At 42.2% G+C, this 22,101-nt stretch carries 2 protein-coding genes and 1 pseudogene; all 3 read left to right on the plus strand.

Annotated features, from left to right (window positions below):
- The first annotated feature begins 1 nt into the window (after position 1).
- The 3 genes and pseudogenes from V7K44_RS31200 (at position 2) to V7K44_RS31210 (ending at position 21,840) form a co-directional block, all read left to right on the plus strand.
- Entirely contained in the window at positions 2-18,676 is an 18,675-nt protein-coding gene (locus V7K44_RS31200; RefSeq protein ID WP_334937661.1) for a non-ribosomal peptide synthase/polyketide synthase, read from the plus strand.
- Between the two features lie 97 nt (positions 18,677-18,773).
- Positions 18,774-20,783, plus strand: a complete 2,010-nt coding sequence (locus V7K44_RS31205; RefSeq protein WP_334937663.1) for an ABC transporter ATP-binding protein/permease — start codon at positions 18,774-18,776, stop codon at positions 20,781-20,783.
- Positions 20,784-21,294: 511 nt separating this feature from the next.
- Positions 21,295-21,840 (plus strand): annotated as a pseudogene (locus V7K44_RS31210) (ISAs1 family transposase).
- Positions 21,841-22,101: the final 261 nt, after the last annotated feature.

Raw genomic sequence — 22,101 nt, forward strand, 5'->3', positions numbered from 1 at the left:
CATGACTAAGAGCATTGTTGAGTTCGTTCGTCACCTATCAAACTTAAGTATAGAACTAGAAGCAGATGGCGTTAGCAGAGCGCCTCTGGAAGAGGTTCGCTTGCGCTGTCATGCACCAGAAGGTGTCTTAACTCCCGCCCTACGCCAGGAAATAGCTGCACGAAAAACAGAAATCATACTGTTTTTACAGCAAGTAAAGCAGGTGAAAACATCTCATCAATCCCCCATTCAAAGAGTGCCACGGGATAGCGATCTGCCACTGTCTTTTGCTCAACAGCGACTCTGGTTTCTCCACTACTTGTTACCAGACAGTAAGTCTTATAATTTACTAGATTTTCAAAAGCTAAATGGCTCGTTGAATATAGTTGCACTGGAACAGAGTCTTAGTGAACTCATCAGTCGCCATGAAATCTGGAGAACGACTTTTCCGACCGTAGACGGGCAACCTGTACAGGTGATTGCTTCACCCAGTCCCTTAACTTTGCCAATCCATAACTTGCAGGGGTTGTCAGCCCAAGAGCAAACTAACCGGATTCAACAAATAGCGCAGTCTCTTGCATCCCAGTCCTTTGACCTAGCTGTTGGGCCATTAGTACAGTTCACTCTACTTCAACTTAGTAGCCAAGAATACATACTGATATCAAAGATGCACCACATCATTTATGATGGCTGGTCTTTAAACATCTTCAAAAATGAGTTATCTCAACTATATGTAGCTTTCACTAAAGGATTACCTAACCCATTACCAGAATTATCCATCCAATATGCTGACTTTGCAGTTTGGCAACGCCAGTGGTTGACAGGCGAAGTTCTAGAACGCCAAATGAATTATTGGGAACAAAAGTTAACTGATGCCCCAGTTGCACTAGAACTGCCTACTGATAAACCACGTCCCCCAGTTCAGACCTTTCGGGGTGGGGTTGAGCGGTTTAAACTGGATAGCAACCTCACACAACGCCTCAAGCAGTTGAGCCAAGAGTCAGACGCAACTTTATTTATGACTCTACTGGCAGCTTTTTTAGTATTAATTTCTCGTTATAGTAATCAATTAGATATTGTTGTTGGCTCTCCCATTGCTAACCGCAATAACAAAAGCGTCGAGCAGCTTATAGGTTTTTTTGCTAATACCCTAGCATTAAGGGGCGATCTCTCTGAAAATCCCAGCTTTACTGACTTCTTAGCGCAAGTACGACAAACAACTTTGTCAGCATACGCTCATCAAGACTTGCCCTTTGAAATGTTGGTTGAAAAGCTTCAGCCAGAGCGAGATTTGAGCCGTAATCCTCTGGTACAGGTGATGTTTTCCCTCCAGAGTGCCTCACAGTCCTTCTGGGATTTACCAGGTTTAACTACCCAAAAAATGTCTTTGCCAGTTGATGAAATGGTCAGGTTTGACCTAGAAGTGAACTACTGGGAAGTTTCAGGAGGACTAGAAGGCGTATGGTCTTACAGTGCTGATTTATTTGATGCAGCTACAATTACACGTATAGCCCAAAATTTTCAAACTTTACTACAAGCAATTGTTGCCAATCCCAAAGCGCGAATTGCAGAAATACCACTGTTGACTACAGCAGAACGTCATCAATTGTTAGTAGAGTGGAACAACACTCAAGTAAACTATCCGCATGATAAGTGTATTCATCAGCTGTTTGAGGAACAGGTTGAACGTACACCTAATGCTATCGCAGTTGTGTTTGAAGGCGAACAACTGACCTACCAGCAGTTGAACACTCGCGCTAATCAATTAGCTCATCATTTGCGTTCAGCGTTCGCGGAGCGTCTCGTTCGCGCAGCGTCTCCGACAGGAGAAGAGAAGCTGTCGCGTAGCGATTCGCTAGGTGTAGGATCTGATGTACTAGTTGGTTTGTGCGTGGAACGCTCACTAGAAATGATTGTGGGCATACTTGGTATTCTCAAAGCAGGTGGGGCTTATGTACCGCTCGATCCAGACTATCCCCAAGAGCGTTTAAGCTTTACGCTAGAAGATGCTCAAGTGAAGGTGCTACTTACCCAACAGCAATTATTAGAGTTTCTGCCTAAACATCAAGCTTGTGTCATTTGCTTAGATACCAATTGGGAAGAAATAGCGCAAAATAGCCTCTCAAACCTGGAAAACACCGCAACGCCCGATAACCTGGCTTATGTCATCTACACTTCCGGTTCTACAGGTAAGCCCAAGGGCGTTTTAGTCAATCACAAGAATGTAACTCGTCTGTTTGCAGCCACAGACTCTTGGTATAAATTCAATCAAGATGACGTGTGGACAATGTTCCACTCTTACGCCTTCGACTTCTCTGTCTGGGAAATTTGGGGCGCATTGCTGTATGGTGGGCGACTGGTAGTAGTGCCTTACTTGGTGACGCGATCGCCTGAATCTTTCTACCAGTTATTAGCTCAAGAAAAAGTTACAGTTCTTAATCAAACACCTTCAGCCTTCCGCCAGTTAATTCAAGCCGAACAGTCAATAACAACTACTGGTGAATTGAACTTACGCTTAGTCATTTTCGGTGGCGAAGCCTTAGAACTTAAGAGTTTACAGCCTTGGTTTGAGCGACATGGCGACAAGTCGCCCCAATTGGTGAATATGTACGGGATTACAGAAACTACCGTACACGTCACCTATCGTCCATTGAACAAAGCCGATTTGCATGGCGCGGCAAGTGTGATTGGTCGTCCTATACCCGATTTACAGGTGTATGTGCTAGATGAATATCAACAGGTAGTGCCAATTGGTGTTGAGGGTGAGATGTATGTTGGTGGCGCTGGGGTAACAAATGGTTATCTCAATCGTCCCGAACTGACACAACAACGTTTTATCTCTCATCCTTTTAGCCAGAATCCCCAAGCGCGACTATATAAAACAGGGGATAAAGCGCGTTATTTGCCCAATGGCGAGTTAGAGTATTTAGGACGCATCGATAATCAAGTAAAAATTCGTGGCTTCCGCATTGAATTGGGAGAAATTGATGCATTAATGGTGCAACACCCAGATGTGTGGGAAAGCGTGGTCGTAGTCAGAGAAGATGAACCAGGGGACAAACGTTTAGTTGCTTATATAGTGCCGCACGTATACAAATCTCCCACAGTCCAACAACTGCGAGATTTTCTTAAGACAAAGTTGCCAGAGTACATGATGCCAAGTGCTTTTGTGCTGCTAGAATGCTTACCCCTAACTGCCAACGGCAAAGTAGACCGTCGCGCCCTGCCAAAACCAGACTTAGACACCACACTGCGAGAATTGTATGTCGCTCCGCGCACACCTGCTGAGGAAATACTAACGCAAATTTGGGCGCAAATCCTCAAAATAGAGCAAGTTGGCATTTATAACAACTTCTTTGAATTGGGTGGACATTCCCTATTAGCAACGCAACTGGTTTCACGCATCCGCAACATTTTCAAAGTAGAACTACCATTGCGTGAGTTGTTTACCGGTGCTACAGTTGCCGAATTAGCGCAATCGATTGGGCAATTACAGCAACAAGATTTAAAACTTCATGCACCACCCATCGTACCCAGGGCAGAAGATGCAGAATTACCACTATCTTATGCTCAACAGCGTTTGTGGTTTTTAGACCAGTTACAACCAAATAGTTCTTTTTATAACATACCTGTAGCTTTGCGTATTCTGGGAACACTTAATCAAGCCGCCTTAGAACAAAGCTTAGTTGAAATTATTAATCGCCATGAAGCTTTACGCACCAACTTTTTCGCAATTAATGGACAACCAACTCAAATCATTCAACAACAGACAAATTGGACAGTCGATGTTATTCAGTTGCAACATTTAGCAAGCAGTGAAAAAGAAATTGCCACACAGCAATTAGCTCAACAACAAGCTATTCAACCGTTTGACTTAGCACAGGGAGCATTAGTTAGGGCAACATTAGCGGTTCTGTCGGAAACAGAACACGTATTATTACTGTGTATGCACCATGTTGTCTCTGATGGCTGGTCAATGGGTGTGCTTATTGAAGAATTAGCAGCGCTCTACAATGCTTATTCAATAGATCAGCCTTCTCTGCGAGACGCTACGCGAACACCCTTAGCACCGCTACCTGTACAGTACGCAGATTTCGCCTTATGGCAGAGACAGTGGTTGCAAGGGAATGTATTGCAAAGTCAACTTTCCTACTGGCAACAACAACTAGCAAATGCACCAACTTTGTTGCCCTTGCCCACAGACAGGCCCAGACCTGCTGTGCAGACTTTCTCTGGGGCATATCAAGAATTTCCCCTCTCAGTTGAGTTAACGAATAGATTGGTAAAACTGAGTCAGGAGCAAGGAACTACCTTGTTCATGACGTTGTTAGCAGCATTTGATACCCTACTTTATCGTTACACAGGACAAGAAGACATGTTGGTGGGTTCTCCCATCGCTAACCGCGATCGCTCTGAGATAGAAGAGTTAATTGGCTTTTTTGTCAATACCTTGGTCATGCGTACTGATTTGGCAGGCAATCCGAGCTTTAGCGAATTATTGGGTCGTGTTCGAGACATGGCAATGCAGGCATACACCCATCAGGACTTGCCTTTTGAAATGCTGCTCGAAGCATTGCAGCCGGAACGGGATCTCAGCTATACACCACTGTTCCAGGTGATGTTTTCACTCCAGAACAGTTCCCTATCTGAATTGGAGTTAAGTGGGTTAACTGTCAATCACCTGAAAGTAAAAGGTATAACTGCCAAGTTCGATTTAACTTTATTAATGCAGAATACCTCTACTGGATTGGTAGGTGTGTGGGAGTACAACACTGACTTATTTGATGCTAGTACCATTGAGCGCATGACAAATCATTTTGTGACATTGCTTGAAGGTATTATCGCTAACCCAGAACAGCCAATCTCACAATTACCCCTGTTAACACAAACTGAGCAACAGCAATTACTTGTCGAGTGGAACGATACAAGTGTTGATTATCCCTTAGATAAGTGTATTCATGAGTTGTTTGAGGAACAGGTAGAGCGTAGCCCGAATGCAGTAGCAGTTGTATTTGAAAATCAACAACTCACTTATCACCAGTTAAATTGCCGTGCTAACCAGTTAGCCCACTACCTCAAGTCTTTGGGAGTGGGAGCAGATGTGCTGGTAGGCATTTGTGTGGAACGCTCAATAGAAATGGTAGTGGGACTACTAGGCATTCTCAAGGCGGGTGGAGCTTATATACCACTTGACCCTGAGTATCCAACTGAGCGTTTGCACTTTATGCTCGAAGATACTCAAGTTAAGGTATTGTTGACCCAGCAGCGACTCGTTGATAGATTGGCACAGCAGCAAGTACATCTTCACTTCGGCTTCCCTACGGAACGCTGCGCGAACGCTCAGTACAAGGTTTGTTTGGATACTGACGCTCTTGTAATTTCTCAGTTCAGTCAGGACAATATAATTACTGAAACACAAGCTACTAATTTAGCTTATATAATTTATACGTCTGGTTCTACAGGTCAACCCAAGGGAGTGCTGATTGCTCATCAAGGGTTATTAAATTTGGTGTTCTGGCATCAACGAGCTTTTAAAGTCACTTCATCAGATAAAGCTACTCAATTAGCAGGAACAGCATTCGACGCTGCGGTATGGGAATTATGGCCTTACCTCACCGCAGGAGCAAGTATCTACTTAGTCAAATCTCAACTACTTAGCTCCTTAGAGAATCTACGAGATTGGTTAATTTCAAACAAGATTACTATCAGTTTCTTGCCAACACCACTAGCACAGGAATTATTGTCTTTAGCATGGCCGACTGAAGGTTTGGCTTTACGAACCATCTTGACTGGAGGAGATAAGCTTCATCAGTATCCATCAGAGTTAATCCCCTTCCAAGTAGTGAATAATTATGGCCCAACCGAGAATACTGTTGTTACAACTTCTGGATTGGTAGTTGCCAAAGAACAAGAGCAGATATCACCAAGCATTGGGAAAGCGATCGCTAACACACAAGTCTACATTCTAGATCGCAATTTGCAACCAGTACCTGTGGGTGTGCCTGGAGAGTTGCATATTGGTGGCGTGGGGTTAGCAAAAGGCTATCTCAACCGTGACGAACTAACGGCTGAAAGATTCATTAACAATCCCTTTGACAACTCAAAATTATATAAAACAGGTGATTTAGCCCGTTATTTACCAAATGGCAACATTGAATACCTGGGACGTATTGACAATCAAGTAAAAATACGCGGATTCCGGATCGAGTTGGGAGAAATTGAAGCCGCACTCAGTCAAAATAGCCATGTGCAAGCATCTTGTGTCATCCCCCTCGAAGATACCAGGGGCGATACTTGTACTGAGCGGAGTCGAAGTAAACGCCTAGTCGCCTACATAGTGCCACATCAAGACTCTACACCTACAATCAGCGAACTACGGCAATACCTGAAAGCAAAGATTCCAGATTACATGGTGCCAAATAACTTTGTCATCTTGGAGTCCTTACCGCTAACTCCTAACGGCAAAGTAGATCGCCGTGCCTTGCCAAAACCAGACTTAGACGGCACACTACGAGAATTGTATGTTGCCCCGCGCACACCCGTTGAAGAAATGCTGGCACAAATTTGGGCGCAAGTGCTGAAAGTTGAGCAAGTGGGCATTCATGATAACTTCTTTGAACTTGGCGGACATTCGCTACTAGCAACACAAGTGCTTTCACGTATCCGCAACATTTTCAAAGTCGAACTACCATTACGCGAACTGTTTGCCACAGCAACACTAATCGAATTGGCGCATCTGATTGGGCAGTTACAGCAACAAGATTTAGAACTGACTTCCCCACCTATCTTGAGGCGGGCAAAAGATGCAGAATTACCACTATCTTATGCCCAAACACGGCTATGGTTTTTAGACCAGTTCGAGCCAAATACTGCCTTATACAACATCCCCATAGCTTTACGTATTGTTGGGACTCTCAATCGATCTGCCTTAGAACAAAGCTTACAAGAAATAATTGCTCGTCACGAAGCCTTGCACACCAACTTCATCGTAGTTGATGGAAAACCAACTCAAATCATTCAAACACAAACGAATTGGACAGTATCAGTTATTGACTTACAGCATTTATCTATCGCCGAACAAGAAATAGCGGCACAACAATTAGCGCAACAACAAGCTACTCAACCGTTTGAATTGGCAACACAAGCATTAGTTCGAGCAACATTAATAGTGCTGTCCAAGACAGAACATGCCTTATTAGTATGTATGCACCACATTGTCTCGGATGGCTGGTCAATGGGTGTATTTGTCCAAGAACTCGCATTGCTTTACAATGCTTATTCTCAAGGTCAGCCAACACCCCTAACGCCACTACCAATTCAGTATGCAGACTTTGCACTGTGGCAAAGAGATTGGTTGCAAGGTGATGTACTCCAAAGTCAGTTGGATTACTGGCAAAAACAATTGACAGGTGCATCAACTTTATTAGCACTGCCCACAGACCGACCTAGACCTGCTGTGCAAACCTTTGCTGGCACATATCAAAAGTTTGCACTCTCTATTGAGTTAACTGAAAAACTGAAAAAACTTAGCCAGGAGCAAGGTTGTACCCTCTTTATGACCCTGTTGGCAGCGTTTGATACTCTACTTTATCGCTACACAGGACAAGAAGATATTTTAGTTGGCTCGCCGATCGCCAACCGCGATCGCTCTGAGTTAGAAGGGTTAATTGGCTTTTTTGTCAATACCTTAGTTTGGCGTACTAATGTCTCAGGCAATCCTAGCTTTAGCAAGTTACTAGCTCGTGTTCGGGAAATGGCTATAGATGCATACACCCATCAGGATTTACCTTTTGAAATGCTAATAGAGGCGTTGCAGCCAGAACGGGATCTCAGCCATGCGCCCTTATTTCAAGTGATGTTTGTGCTTGAGAACTCGTCTAAGTCTCAATTAGAGTTGGCTGGGTTAACTGTCAGTCCACTGGTGGTAGAAAGTGCAACAGCTAAATTTGATTTGACTTTAGGAATGGAGAACACCCCCACTGGACTGGCGGGTGCATGGGAATACAACACTGATTTATTTGATGCTTCCACCATTGAGCGATTGACTGGTCATTTTGTCACATTGCTCGAAGGTATTGTTGCTAACCCCCAAGAGCCGATTTCGCAATTACCTTTGCTGACAGAAGTTGAGCAACGACAGTTACTTGTTGAGTGGAATCATACTCAGGCAGATTATCCCTCTGATAAGTGTATCCATCAGTTATTTGAGGAGCAGTATTTGAGTACCCCGGATGCAGTAGCAGTTGTGTTTGAAGGCGAACAACTGACCTACCAGCAGCTAAACACTCGCGCTAATCAACTGGCGCATTACTTGCGCTCATTGGGTGTGAAAGCAGATGTGCTAGTAGGTATTTGTATCAATCGCTCCATAGAAATGGTTGTGGGGCTACTGGGTATTCTCAAGGCGGGTGGAGCTTATGTGCCACTCGATCCTGATTATCCTACTGAGCGTCTGCGCTTCATGTTAGAAGATGCTCAAGTTCCAGTATTGCTGACGCAACAGCATCTCGCCCTGAAGCTACCTGAGCATAAAGCTCACATTGTCTATTTGGATACTGATGGTTATCAACTTGACCAAGCCAGCGAAATTCCTAACATTAGCGAAGTCAAAGCATCAAACCTAGCTTATGTACTTTATACCTCCGGTTCTACAGGTAGACCAAAGGCAGTTGCCATTGAGCATCACAGTCCAGTTGCTTTAGTAAGTTGGGCAAAAGAGGTTTTTACAAAAGAAGAACTTGCTGGTGTCTTAGCTTCTACCTCTATTTGTTTTGACCTCTCAGTTTTTGAGTTGTTTGTAACTCTGTGCGTGGGTGGAAAAGTCATCTTAGCTGAAAATGCTTTGCACTTATCCACCATGAGTGCTGCCAACCAAGTTACTCTGATTAATACTGTTCCTTCTGCGATCGCACAGTTAATTCGAGATGATAATTTACCACAGCAGGTATGCACAGTTAATTTAGCTGGTGAACCTCTGCAAAATCAACTTGTGCAGCAAATTTATCAGCGCAGTCAAGTCAAGCGTGTATTCAATCTCTATGGCCCTTCAGAAGACACCACTTACTCGACATTTAGCTTGATAGAAAAAGGGGCAACCACTTCACCAACCATCGGTCGCCCAATCTCTAACACGCAAATTTACATTCTTGACCAATATCTACAGCCAGTTGCCGTAGGTATCCCAGGAGAGTTACATATCGGTGGTGCGGGATTGGCTCGCGGCTACCTCAACCGACCAGAATTAACACAAGAGAAATTTATTCTTAACCCGTTTGGTAGCGTTCGTCTCTACAAAACCGGAGATTTAGTACGCTATTTACCAGATGGTAATATTGAATACCTGGGACGCATCGATAATCAAGTAAAAATTCGTGGCTTCCGCATTGAGTTAGGGGAAATTGAAGCGGTATTGAGCCAGCATAGCGATTTGCAAGCATCCTGTATTATCGCTCGTGAAGATAACCCTGGGGATAAACGCCTCGTCGCCTACGTAGTACCGAAGCAGGGTTTTGAACTCTCGATTAGCCAGTTGCGATCCTTCCTCTCTGGGCATCTGCCACAGTACATGGTGCCACATACTTTCGTTATCCTGGAGTCTTTACCTTTAACTCCCAACGGCAAGATAGACCGTCGCGCTTTGCCTGAACCAAACTCACTTGGATTATCAGAAGACAGTTTTGTAGCTCCACGTAATCAAATTGAAGAAATACTAACGCAGATTTGGGCAGAAGTTCTGAGAGTAAAGGAAGTAAGTATTCACGATAACTTTTTTGCACTCGGTGGAGATTCCATTCTCAGTATTCAAATTCTGACAAAAGCAAAGCAAGCAGGGCTGCAACTCAGTCTCAAGCAATTGTTTGGTAATCAGACGATCGCTCAATTGGCAGCAGTAGCAGATACAATCAAGGCGATCGAGGTAGAACAAGGATTAGTCACAGGAACATTACCTCTAACACCAATTCAACACTGGTTCTTTGAGCAAAATCTCTCCCAGCCGCACCACTTTAATCAAGCATTTCTCCTCTCAGTATCATCTGACCTCAAAGCAGAGTTATTAAAGCAAGCATTACAGCAATTGCTGGTACATCATGATGCTCTGCGCTTGCGTTTTACACAGTCTAACTCTACTTGGCAACAGATTTACTCTGCTCCGAATGATAGTGTTGCTTTCTCTTACATAGACTTATCGACACTTCCAGAAAGTGAGCAACAAGCCGCAATTGAAGATAAAGCCGCTTCTCTTCAAGCGAGTTTAAATCTGTCAGCAAATTTAGTGCAAGTTGCCTTTTTCCATCTAGGTATTGACAAAAGAACGCGAGTACTCATTGTCATTCACCACTTGGTAATTGACGGCGTTTCTTGGCGGATTTTATTAGAGGATTTGCAAACAGCTTACCAGCAACTTGCCCAAGGTAAAGCAGTTGTGCTGCCTGCCAAGACAACTTCTTTCAAGGATTGGTCTGAGAAATTAACTCAATATGCACAGTCAGAAATTCTCAAATCTGAAGTAGGTTATTGGTTAAATGGCTCTCGCTCCGCCGTTCTTTCCATTCCGGTTGACTATATAAAAGGGGCAAACACGGTTGCATCTGCCAATACAGTATTAGTGTCTTTAAATGAGGCTGAAACTCGTGCTTTACTGCAAGATGTGCCAAAGGCTTACAACACTCAAATTAACGATATATTACTAACTGTCTTGGCGTTAGTTTTGAGCAGATGGAATCAATCAAGCTCTGTACTTTTTAACTTAGAAGGTCATGGGCGGGAAGATATTGTTGATGGTGTCGATTTATCACGCACTGTCGGTTGGTTTACAACCATCTTCCCTGTGCTTGTGGAAATGGGAGCAGCAGAAAATCCAGCAGATGCTTTAAAATCTGTCAAAGAACAACTACGCGCTATTCCTAACAAAGGAATTGGCTACGGCTTATTGCATTATCTGAGCCAAGATGCAGAAATCTTTACTAAACTACAGGCATTGCCGCAAGCCCAAATCAGCTTTAATTATTTGGGTCAATTCGATCAAGTTCTGAATACATCTGCTTGGATGCAGTTAGCTAGTGAGTCGGCTGGAGTTGATCATAGTTTAGATAATAACCGCGCTCATCTCCTAGACATCAACAGCATTATTGCTGGAAAAAGGCTGCAAATAAATTGGATTTACAGTACAAATGTCCATCAGCAAACGACAATAGAGAATTTAGCACAAGAATTTGTCAAAACATTACGAGAACTAATTGCCCATTGTTTAGATCCACAAAACGGCGGTTATACACCTTCAGATTTTCCATTAGTTAAGCTTGAACAACAAAAACTAGACCAACTCTTAGCCAGCCCAGCATTGAAACAAGGACTACAAACTAACTGGCAAAATATTGAGGATATTTATCCGCTCTCTCCCATGCAACAGGGTATGCTGTTTGAGAGTTTATATGCTCCAGACTCAGGAGTATATTTTGAGCAAGTAATTTGCACTTTGACCGGAAATTTGGATATTACAGCATTTGAAAAAGCTTGGCAGCAGGTAGTATCAAAGTATTCAATCTTGCGGACTGGTTTTGTTTGGGAGCAACTAGCCCAGCACCTACAAGTTGTATATCGCCAGGTCAAAGTTAATGTAGAGGTCTATAACTGGCAAAAGCTATCAGCACAAGAACAGCAACAGCAATTAGAGTTTTTCTTACAGTCACAGCGACAGCAAGGTTTTCAATTGTCTCAAGCGCCACTAATGCGCCTTCATCTAATTCAGTTGAGTGCTAATAGTTATCAGTTTGTTTGGAGTCATCATCATTTATTGCTTGATGGCTGGTCGTTACCTTTGGTTTTCAAAGACCTGCTGTATTTTTATAAAGCAATTTCTCAGGGTGAAGGTTTACACTATCAATCAACTGCAAACTACCGCAACTATATCGCTTGGCTACAGAAGCAAGACTTAGCTCTAGCTGAAAAATACTGGAAGCAAAAACTCCAAGGTTTTACCGCTCCCACCCCCTTAACGGTGGATAAACTGCTGCCAAATCAGGAAAATGGCAAAGTTAGCTATAGCGAACAGCAATTTCAATTAACCGTCCCAGCCACAGCCGCAATTGGGTCTTTTGCACGACAGCATCAATTAACAATTAGTAATTTGGTACAGGCAACTTGGGCAATACTGTTGTGTCGCTACAGCCAAGAAACAGATGTAGTGTTTGGGGCTACTGTATCTGGTCGTCCGCCATCTTTAGTGGGTGTTGAGTCGATGGTGGGGCTATTTATCAACACGTTGCCAGTGCGAGTTCAAGTTTCAGCAGACACCCAACTGCTAGATTTGTTGAAGGATTTACAGGCGCAGCAAGTTGAGTCTGAGCAATACTCATATAGTTCCTTGGCAGATATTCAGGGTCTTAGTGAAGTTAAGAGGGGAATGTCTTTGTTCGAGAGTATTGTTGTCTTCGAGAATTATCCAGTTGATGCGACAATGCAATCGCACAATTACGGTTTTGATCTAGATAATATTCATGGCATTGAACAAACCAATTATCCTTTAACTGTAGTGGCGATCGCTCGTGAGCAATTGTTGGTGAAGATTAGCTACGATACTAGCCGATTTGATGATGCAGCGATCGCTCGAATGTTAGGTCATTTCCAAACATTGCTAGAAGGTATTGTTAGTAGTCCAGAAGCACAGATTTCCCAATTGCCCCTGCTGACACCATCTGAGAAACAACAGTTAATTGTCGAGTGGAACGATACAAACGTCGATTATTCAGTAGATAAGTGCATCCATCAGTTATTTGAGGAGCAAGTAGAGCGTACACCGGATGCTGTAGCAGTTGTATTTGAAAATCAACAACTTACATACTGGGAATTAAACACTCGTGCTAACCAAGTAGCGCATTACCTCAAGTCTTTGGGCGTGGGAGCCGATGTACTGGTCGGTTTGTGCGTGGAACGCTCACTGGAAATGGTGGTAGGACTCTTGGCAATTCTCAAAGCGGGTGGGGCTTATGTACCTTTAGATCCAACATATCCCCAAGAACGCTTGGCTTATATGCTGAATGATTCACAAGTGCCGATACTGTTGAGTCAAGAGAAATTGCTTGCTGGACTGCCAGAACATGGGGCGCGTGTAGTCTGCTTAGATACGAACTGGGAAAATATATATACTGAAAGTCAAGATAATCCCATTAGTGATTTGACAACTGATAACTTAGCTTATGTCATTTACACATCAGGCTCTACAGGTCAACCAAAAGGCACTTTAGTTAACCACAATAATGTAGTTCGTCTATTTGCAGCGACAGACGCTTGGTATAAATTCAATTCTGATGATGTGTGGACATTATTCCACTCTTACGCCTTCGATTTCTCCGTCTGGGAAATTTGGGGTGCATTGCTATATGGTGGGCGATTGATAATCGTACCGTATTTAGTGACGCGATCGCCTGAATCTTTCTACCAGTTATTAGCTCAAGAAAAAGTTACCGTTCTTAATCAAACACCTTCCGCCTTCCGTCAATTAATTCAAGCCGAACAGTCAATGGTAACTGCTGGAGACTTAAGCTTACGCTTTGTCATTTTCGGCGGAGAAGCGTTAGAACTGGGGAGTTTGCAACCTTGGTTTGAGCGCCACGGTGACACCTTACCTCAATTAGTAAATATGTACGGGATTACAGAAACCACCGTACACGTCACTTATCGCCCGTTGAGTAAAGCTGATTTGCAAAGTACGGCAAGTGTTATTGGTCGTCCCATACCCGATTTACAGGTGTATGTACTAGATGAACATCTTCATCCAGTACCAATTGGTGTCGGGGGCGAGATGTATGTTGGCGGTGCTGGGGTAACGTGTGGCTATCTCAATCGTTCTGAACTGACGCAACAAAGGTTTATCTCTAACCCCTTTGAGAAGGCAGGAGGCAGGAGGCAGGAGGCAGAAGGCAGAGGAGAAAACTATACTCAGCACTCAGCACGGGCTAAACGCCCCGCTACCGCTAACAGCACTCAGCACTTATATAAAACAGGGGATAAGGCACGTTATTTGCCCAATGGCGAGTTAGAGTATTTAGGGCGCATAGATAACCAAGTCAAAATTCGCGGTTTCCGCATCGAGTTGGGAGAAATTGAGGCATTATTGGCTTCTCATCCAGACGTATGGGAAAGCGTTGTGGTGGTGCGAGAGGATGAACCGGGTGACAAACGTTTAGTTGCTTATGTAGTACCGCAGGCGGAACAATCTCTCACAACCGCAGAACTACGTCGCTTCCTCAGCAATCAACTGCCAAGCTACATGGTGCCAAGTGCTTTTGTACAATTGGAAGCCCTACCACTGACAGCAAATGGTAAAGTAGACCGTCGCGCTTTGCCTGTACCTGACAGCGCTAGACCAGAACTAGAAGATGTTCTTGTCGCGCCCAGCACAAGAGAAGAAAAAATCTTAGCCGCTATTTGGGCTAAGGTTCTCGGCGTTGAGCAAGTTGGTATTAATGATAATTTCTTCGCTTTAAGTGGAGATTCTATTCGTAGCATTCAAGTACTGTCGGAAGCTAAAGAACAAGGTTTAAGCTTCTCAGTACAACAGCTATTCCAACATCAAACAATTTCCCAGTTAGTTCAAGAACTCAAAACCCAAGAGCAGAATCTTACACAAGTATCATCAACTCAACCATTTAGCCTGATTTCAACGGCAGACAAACAAAGCTTACCTGATGGTGTAGAAGATGCCTATCCCCTGGCTATGCTGCAAATGGGAATGCTCTACTATAGTGAGTACAACAAAGATAGCGAATTATATCACGAAATTAGCAGCTTCCATCTCAAAACCTATCTTGATGTCCAACTGTTGCAAGTCGCTGTCCAAGATTTAATCAATCATCATGCTGTACTGCGAACTTCATTCGATCTGAGTAACTTCAGTATTCCGTTGCAACTGGTGCATCAACAAGTTGAGCTTCCCTTACAGGTGGAAGATTGGTGTCATTTGAATCATTCCCAGCAAGAAGTTGCCTTAGCTGCTTGGTTTGAAGCCGAAAAGAAACGGCATTTCGATTGGAATAATCCTCCCTTATTACGCTTTTTTGTTTTTCGCCGTACACAGGAGACATTTAATCTCACTTTGAGTTGCCACCACGCTATTCTGGACGGGTGGAGTGTTTCTTCAATGATGACTGAGTTGTTTAGCCGTTATTTATCACTTTTAAGCAAACAAGTCGATTATGTATCGCCAAAATTAAGTATTGCATATCGGGATTTTGTTGCCTTGGAGCAACAAGCGATCGCTTCATCGACAACTCAGCAATACTGGAGTGAAAAGTTACATGATAGTACTTTCACTAAAATGCCTCGCTGGTCTTTTAAATCAACAGATACCGATGTTCGAGAAGTTGGTATACAAGATGTAACTTTATCTCCGCAAATTTCTGAAGCCTTAAAACAATTGGCTCAATCCGCAGAAGTTCCCCTCAAGAGTGTGCTGTTGGCTGCTCATTTGCGAGTTTTAAATCTTCTGGGTGGTCAGTCAGACGTACTCACGGGTTTAGTAGCCAACGGGCGACCAGAACAAAGCGATGGTGAGCGAGTCCTGGGACTATTCCTCAATACTCTGCCATTCCGCCTGGAATTGACTGGGGGCAGATGGATAGATTTAGTACGGCAAGTGTTTGCCGCCGAACGAGAAATGTTGCCCCACCGTCGCTATCCACTGGCCCAAATCCAAAGGAATTTGGGTGGTGAGCCTCTGTTTGAGACTGCGTTTAACTTTGTGCATTTTCATGTCTACCAGCAGGTGTTGGGACTGGATAATTTGCAACTACTGGGTGTCAAGTTTTTTGAACAAACCAATTTCACTTTTGCTGCTCAATTCAGTGTAAATCCTAAGTCATCTGAAGTAGAACTGCGACTTCAGTACGATGCGTTAAAGTTATGCCCTGAACAAATTAATAGAATTGGTGAATACTATCTCAACGCTTTGGTGGCAATGGCAAAGCAGCCACAAGCAAGCTATGAGTTGCACTCTCTTGTTTCTAAACAAGAGCAACACCAGTTATTAGTGGAGTGGAACCATACTCAAGCAGATTACTCTCCAGATAAGTGTATCCATGAGTTGTTTGCAGCCCAGGTTGAGCGTACCCCGGATGCAGTAGCAGTGGTATGTGACAATCAACAACTGACTTACCAGCAGTTAAATTATCGGGCTAACCAGTTGGCGCATTACTTGCGCTCATTGGGTGTGAGAGCAGATGTGCTGGTCGGTTTGTGTGTGGAACGTTCATTAGATATGCTGGTGGGATTACTTGGCATTCTCAAAGCGGGTGGAGCTTATGTGCCACTTGATCCAAGCTATCCCCAAGACCGCTTGAGCTTTATGTTAGAAGATGCTCAAGTGAGGGTGCTAATAACTCAGCAGCATCTTGTGGAAAGACTACCTTACCATCAAACGCAGCTTGTTTGCTTGGATACTGACTGGCATCTAATCTCTGAGCATACCCAGGAAAATCCCATTAGCGGTGTGCAAGTAACTAACTTGGCTTATGTAATTTATACCTCTGGTTCTACAGGCAGACCCAAAGGGGTGATGATCCAGCATAGTGCGATCGCCAACCACTGCTGTATTATGCAAGAGGCTTTTGAACTTGTGCCGAGCGATCGTGTACTCCAGTTTTCCTCAATCAACTTCGATCCTTCATTAGAGCAGATATTTCTTCCCCTAATGGTTGGCGCTACCTTGCTAGTGCGAGGTTCAGATGTGTGGACTCCGACAGAGTTACATAAAATAATTTTGGATTTTGGACTTACCGTTATTAATCTCCCGACAGCCTATTGGCAACAATTGGTTAAAGAGTGGGTGACAACAGAAGTACCAAATGAAAATAGTCAACTAAGACTTGTTCCTGTTGGTGGAGAAGCAATGCTACCCGAATATGTTTCGCTTTGGCAACAACTTCCTATGTCTGGTGTTCGGCTGCTCAATGCTTATGGCCCCACGGAAGCAACTATCACAGCTACCATGTTTGACATTCCTCCCCGCTTTAATGGGGACACCAATCTGACAACAGTTCCTATCGGTCGTCCTGTAATTAACAAAACTGTCTACATTCTTGACTCCCACCTACAACCAGTACCCGTGGGTGTACCAGGAGAGTTATACATTGGTGGTAACTGTTTGGCACAAGGCTACCTGAATCGTCCAGAATTGACCAACGAGAAATTTCTTCCCAACCCGTTTAGCGCTGACCCAAATTCCCGCTTATACAAAACTGGAGACTTAGCCTGCTACTTAAGTGATGGTAATATCGAATACTTAGGACGCATTGACAATCAGGTTAAGGTACGGGGTTTCCGAATCGAGTTGGGTGAGATTGAAGCAGTACTAAGCCAACATGATGAAGTGCAAGTATGTTGTGTCATCGTTCGTGAAGATACCCCAGGTGATAAACTCTTAGTTGCCTACATTGTGCTGCAAAAAGAGGTGATACTAACAAGCAACGAACTGCGACAATGCCTGAAAACAAAGCTGCCAGACTATATGATACCCAACGCTTTTGTTTTCCTAGAATCACTACTACTAACTCCTAACGGCAAAATAGACCGTCGTGCTTTAAAAGCACCTTCTAGTACCAGTAATTCAGATACATTTGTTGCACCTCGTAACCATTTAGAACTGCAACTAGCTCAACTGTGGTTAAAGATTCTCAAAATTGACAAGGCAGGAGTACAAGATAACTTTTTTGACCTTGGTGGTCATTCCCTTGTAGCTCTCTACTTAATGGCTCAAATTAAACAGCAGTTTGGTAAAGATATTTCCTTAGCAACCTTTTTGCAAAATCCCACTATTGAACAGTTGGCAACAGTTGTACAAAAGGATTCGGATTACTCTAGTGAATCTTGTTTAATAGCAATTCAACCGAATGGTTCTAAACAACCTTTGTTTTGCCTTCCAGGAGCCGGTGGAACTCCTTTCTACTTGTATAATTTAGCCCGTTATCTGGGACAAGACCAACCATTTTACAGTTTCCAAGCAAATAGTTTTGTAGCCCTGAACCAAGTTGAGGATATAGCTGCCCAGTACATTCAAGCACTACAGGTTGTGCAACCACAAGGGCCGTATCTTTTAGCAGGGCATTCTTTTGGAGGTAAAGTAGCCTTTGAAATGGCTCAACAGTTACTTCACAAGGGACATGAGGTTGCTTTGGTTGCCATTCTTGATAGTACAGCACCTTTCGATCAGCAAAAGCCAATAGGTTTTGATTGGGATGATGCTAGATGGCTGGCTGAGTTTGCCAGATCAATAGAACGTTTCTTAGGAAAGAACTTGGATTTTTCTGAAGATACTCTTCAATCTTTCGTTTGGGAGGAGCAACTAGAACACGTTTTACAGCGTTTAAAAATGGTTGATATCCTGCCTCCCGATGCTGATAGTACGCAGCTTAACAATCTAGTGCAAGTTCTTAAGACTAACTCTCTTATGACTTATGTGCCACAACAGGTTTATCCAACCCGAATTGCTCTGTTGCGCTCCAGCAAAGCTTCTGTTGAAGAACCTATCAGTGAATTACCTTCTGAAATTTTGCAGGATTCGGCTTGGGGCTGGAACAAGTTTTCTGCCGAACCTGTGGATGTCCAATTTGTCCCAGGGAACCATACCACAATGATGATTCAACCTCATGTTCAGGTTTTAGCCGAACGGTTAAAAGCTTTGATAGAGCAAGCCGACATCTAATTGCAAATATGCTTCCTAGTACCGAGTGCTGAATTTTTTGACTCAATGCTCAGTACTTAATTATTTAGCGCAAAAAAATTTATTTTGTTTCCAAAATATGCAAACTCAAGTTGTCCAAAATCAACCTTCAACAAATTCTTTTTCAGCTTTTATTCAATTTTGGGAAGATGTAAAAGCGATCGCAGGAGCTTACTGGTATCCAACCTCGCCAGGAGAAAGAGCATTTTCAGATGTGATTCGCGCATGGGGGATGCTAATTCTCCTAATTTTATTAATCATCACTCTCGTAAGTTTAAGTGTTTTTAATAGTTTTATTAGCCGTGATTTAATCGATATCATCACTAAAGAAAAAGATTTTACTAAATTTTTTAATACATTATGGATTTACAGTATAGCTCTTGTCTTTGTAACATTCTTGGTAGGGTTTACCAAATTTGTCAGAAAACAAATCGCTCTAGATTGGTATCAATGGCTCAATAATCACGTCTTAGCAAAATATTTCAGCAACCGAGCTTATTATAAAATAAATTTTACATCTGACATAGATAATCCAGATCAACGTTTATCTCAAGAAATCGAACCTATTGCCAATAGCGCGCTCAATTTTTCAGCTACTTTTTTAGAGAAAATACTAGAAATGATAGCTTTTTTAATAATTCTTTGGTCGATTTCTCAGCAAGTAGCAATCATTTTAGTGGCTTATACAATCATAGGTAATTTAATTGCCGTTTACTTGACTCAAGAATTTAATAAAATTAATCAAGAAGAACTCGAATTGAAAGCTGACTACAATTATGCGCTGACTCATGTTCGCACTCATGCTGAATCAATAGCTTTCTTTCAAGGAGAAAACCAAGAATCAAATATCATTCAACGCCGATTTAATAATTTGATAAAAACTGTCAAACGTAAGATAGTTTGGGAAAGAAATAAAGACATCTTTAATAGAGGTTATCAAGCTGTAATCCAAATATTTCCCATTATTATATTTGGTCCTTTAGATATTAGAGGTGAAATGGGATTTGGAGAAATTAGCCAAGCTTCTTTAGCCTGTAGCTTGTTTGCTAATGCTTTGGCAGAATTGATTAATGAATTTGGAACTTCTGGACGTTTTTCTAGTTACGTTAAACGGTTATCTGATTTTTCAGATGCGCTACAAGAAGTAACTGAAGAACCAGAAAATGTCAGTACAATTAAGACAATAGAAGAAAACCATCTCGCTTTTGAAAATGTCACTTTACAAACACCCAACTATGAACAGGTGATTGTCGAAGACTTATCACTTGCTGTTCAGCCTGGAGAAGGTTTATTGATTGTGGGGCCTAGTGGTCGAGGTAAAAGTTCTTTGTTAAGAGCGATCGCAGGTTTGTGGAATGCGGGGAAAGGTCGTCTGGTGCGACCTCCCCTAGAAGAAGTGTTGTTTTTGCCCCAACGTCCTTATATCATTTTGGGTACTTTGCGCGAACAGTTACTCTATCCTAAAACTAATCGCCAAATGACTGACGCAGAACTCAAAGAAGTTTTGCGACAAGTTAATCTGCAAAATTTGCTAAGTCGAGTTGAAGGCTTTGATACAGAAGTTCCTTGGGAGAATATATTGTCATTGGGAGAACAACAACGCCTTGCTTTCGCACGCTTATTAGTTACTCATCCAAGGTTCACCATATTAGATGAAGCAACAAGTGCTTTAGATTTAAAAAATGAAGGAAGTTTATATCAACAGTTACAAGCAACGAAAACAACATTTATTAGCGTTGGGCATAGAGAAAGTCTATTTAATTATCATCAATGGGTTCTGGAACTTTCACAAGATTCCAGTTGGCAACTTTTGACAGTGCAAGATTATCAAAATCAAAAAATAATTACCCAGAACTCTACTGAAAATACTCGCCTTCCTATAGACAGTTTGCCTAATAATGAATCCCAAAATCAATCAGAGATATTGACTCAAAAATCTAAAAGTGTAGAACTTTCTCATAAAGAAATCACTGAATTAACCTTCTATTCCATTAAGACGATTAGAAGTAAGGCAAGTAAAGGTGAGTCTATCACTACTAGGAACGGCTTGACCTACCACTATGATAAAGACTTAAAGGTGTGGAAATAAATTAAGCTCTAGCAGGCACTTATACTTTTTAGAACTGTAAATTACTCTAATTTGGAACCTAAAATAGCTCAGAAGAAATCAAAAAATTAGGGGAATTACAGCCAAATTCAAGTATAAAATACTTGCCGTTAATGAAGGTAGTATTCAAGATATTACACCAGTGTTTCTATTCGCACAAATTAAAAGAAGAATATAAAGCACAACATTTAGTTTGTTCAATTATCCCTCTTTCAAGAAACAAGGCAGGAGGCAGAAAGCAAGAGGATTTGACTTGTTTCTTCCATCCATAACCAGGGCAAACGCATCTAAATATTGATGAGCATAGATAAAAGTAGAAAGCACCAGAAGCTAGACCCCATAGTACTTTTAGAAAGTTAAACATCAATTAGCAAAGGAATGATAATCATTATGATGGGGGTGGGTGGGTTAGAGGCAACCGACCGTTGCCATTAAAGAACGTGATATTCTCATAAAAGCTCCAAAGAAGAATTACGCTCTTATTCTCCTCTCTATGAAGCTGAAGCCAAAAATCACAATTGCTGACCATTTTTTGGGAATAGAAGACCCACGAATAGATCGAACGAAGCGGCATAACTTAATGGATATCATAACGACAGAAGAAACAGGGCATGGTCGTCATGAAATTCGCAATTACGTAATGTTAGCTGGAATTGGGTTACAACTTGATCCAGATTCAGTGTGGTCAAAGTTTAGCAGTGTTGGGATGGTAGAGTCCATCTGCTTATCGGATGGTAAAACAACAGTCGAAACTCGTTATTTCATTAGTAGCCTTATCAAGAATGCTGAAGAATTTTCTAATGCTGTTCGTAGCCATTGGGGTATAGAAAACTCATTACATTGGGTGTTGGATGTTGCTTTAAAAGAAGATGACTGCCGGATTAGGAAAGACAATGCTCCACAGAATTTTGCAGTATTACGGTAAATTGCAGTCAATCTTTTAGGTAAAGAGAAGCGAGTCAAACGAGGAATCAAAAATAAACAGTTTCTCGCCGCGATGGATAACAACTATTTATTAAGTGTTTTAGCGTTAGCTTAAAACAGTATATCAAAACTTGAATTGAATGTTTTATATGAAAGGTTTATTTATTCTCTCGATAAATATGCTTTTATTTACCCCATAATTGAATATTTTTAGTATTAATGAATAGCCGTTCAGTTCAAGATAAGCTAATTCACAACTTGAGAAAATATTTGATTTATTTTGTTTATTATTCACTCAATTTCTACAATTATTTATGTCATTTTGAAATCTTTCTTAGTTTTTATTAGTAAATAAGATGCGTTCGCCCTGGAGGTT

Source organism: Nostoc sp. (assembly GCF_036917235.1).
Classification (GTDB): Bacteria; Cyanobacteriota; Cyanobacteriia; order Cyanobacteriales; family Nostocaceae; genus Nostoc.

Excerpts from the sequence above, each read along its gene's own strand:
- V7K44_RS31200 (WP_334937661.1), top strand. The coding sequence starts at position 2 with ATGACTAAGAGCATTGTTGAGTTCGTTCGTCACCTATCAAACTTAAGT.
- V7K44_RS31205 (WP_334937663.1), top strand. The coding sequence starts at position 18,774 with ATGCAAACTCAAGTTGTCCAAAATCAACCTTCAACAAATTCTTTTTCA.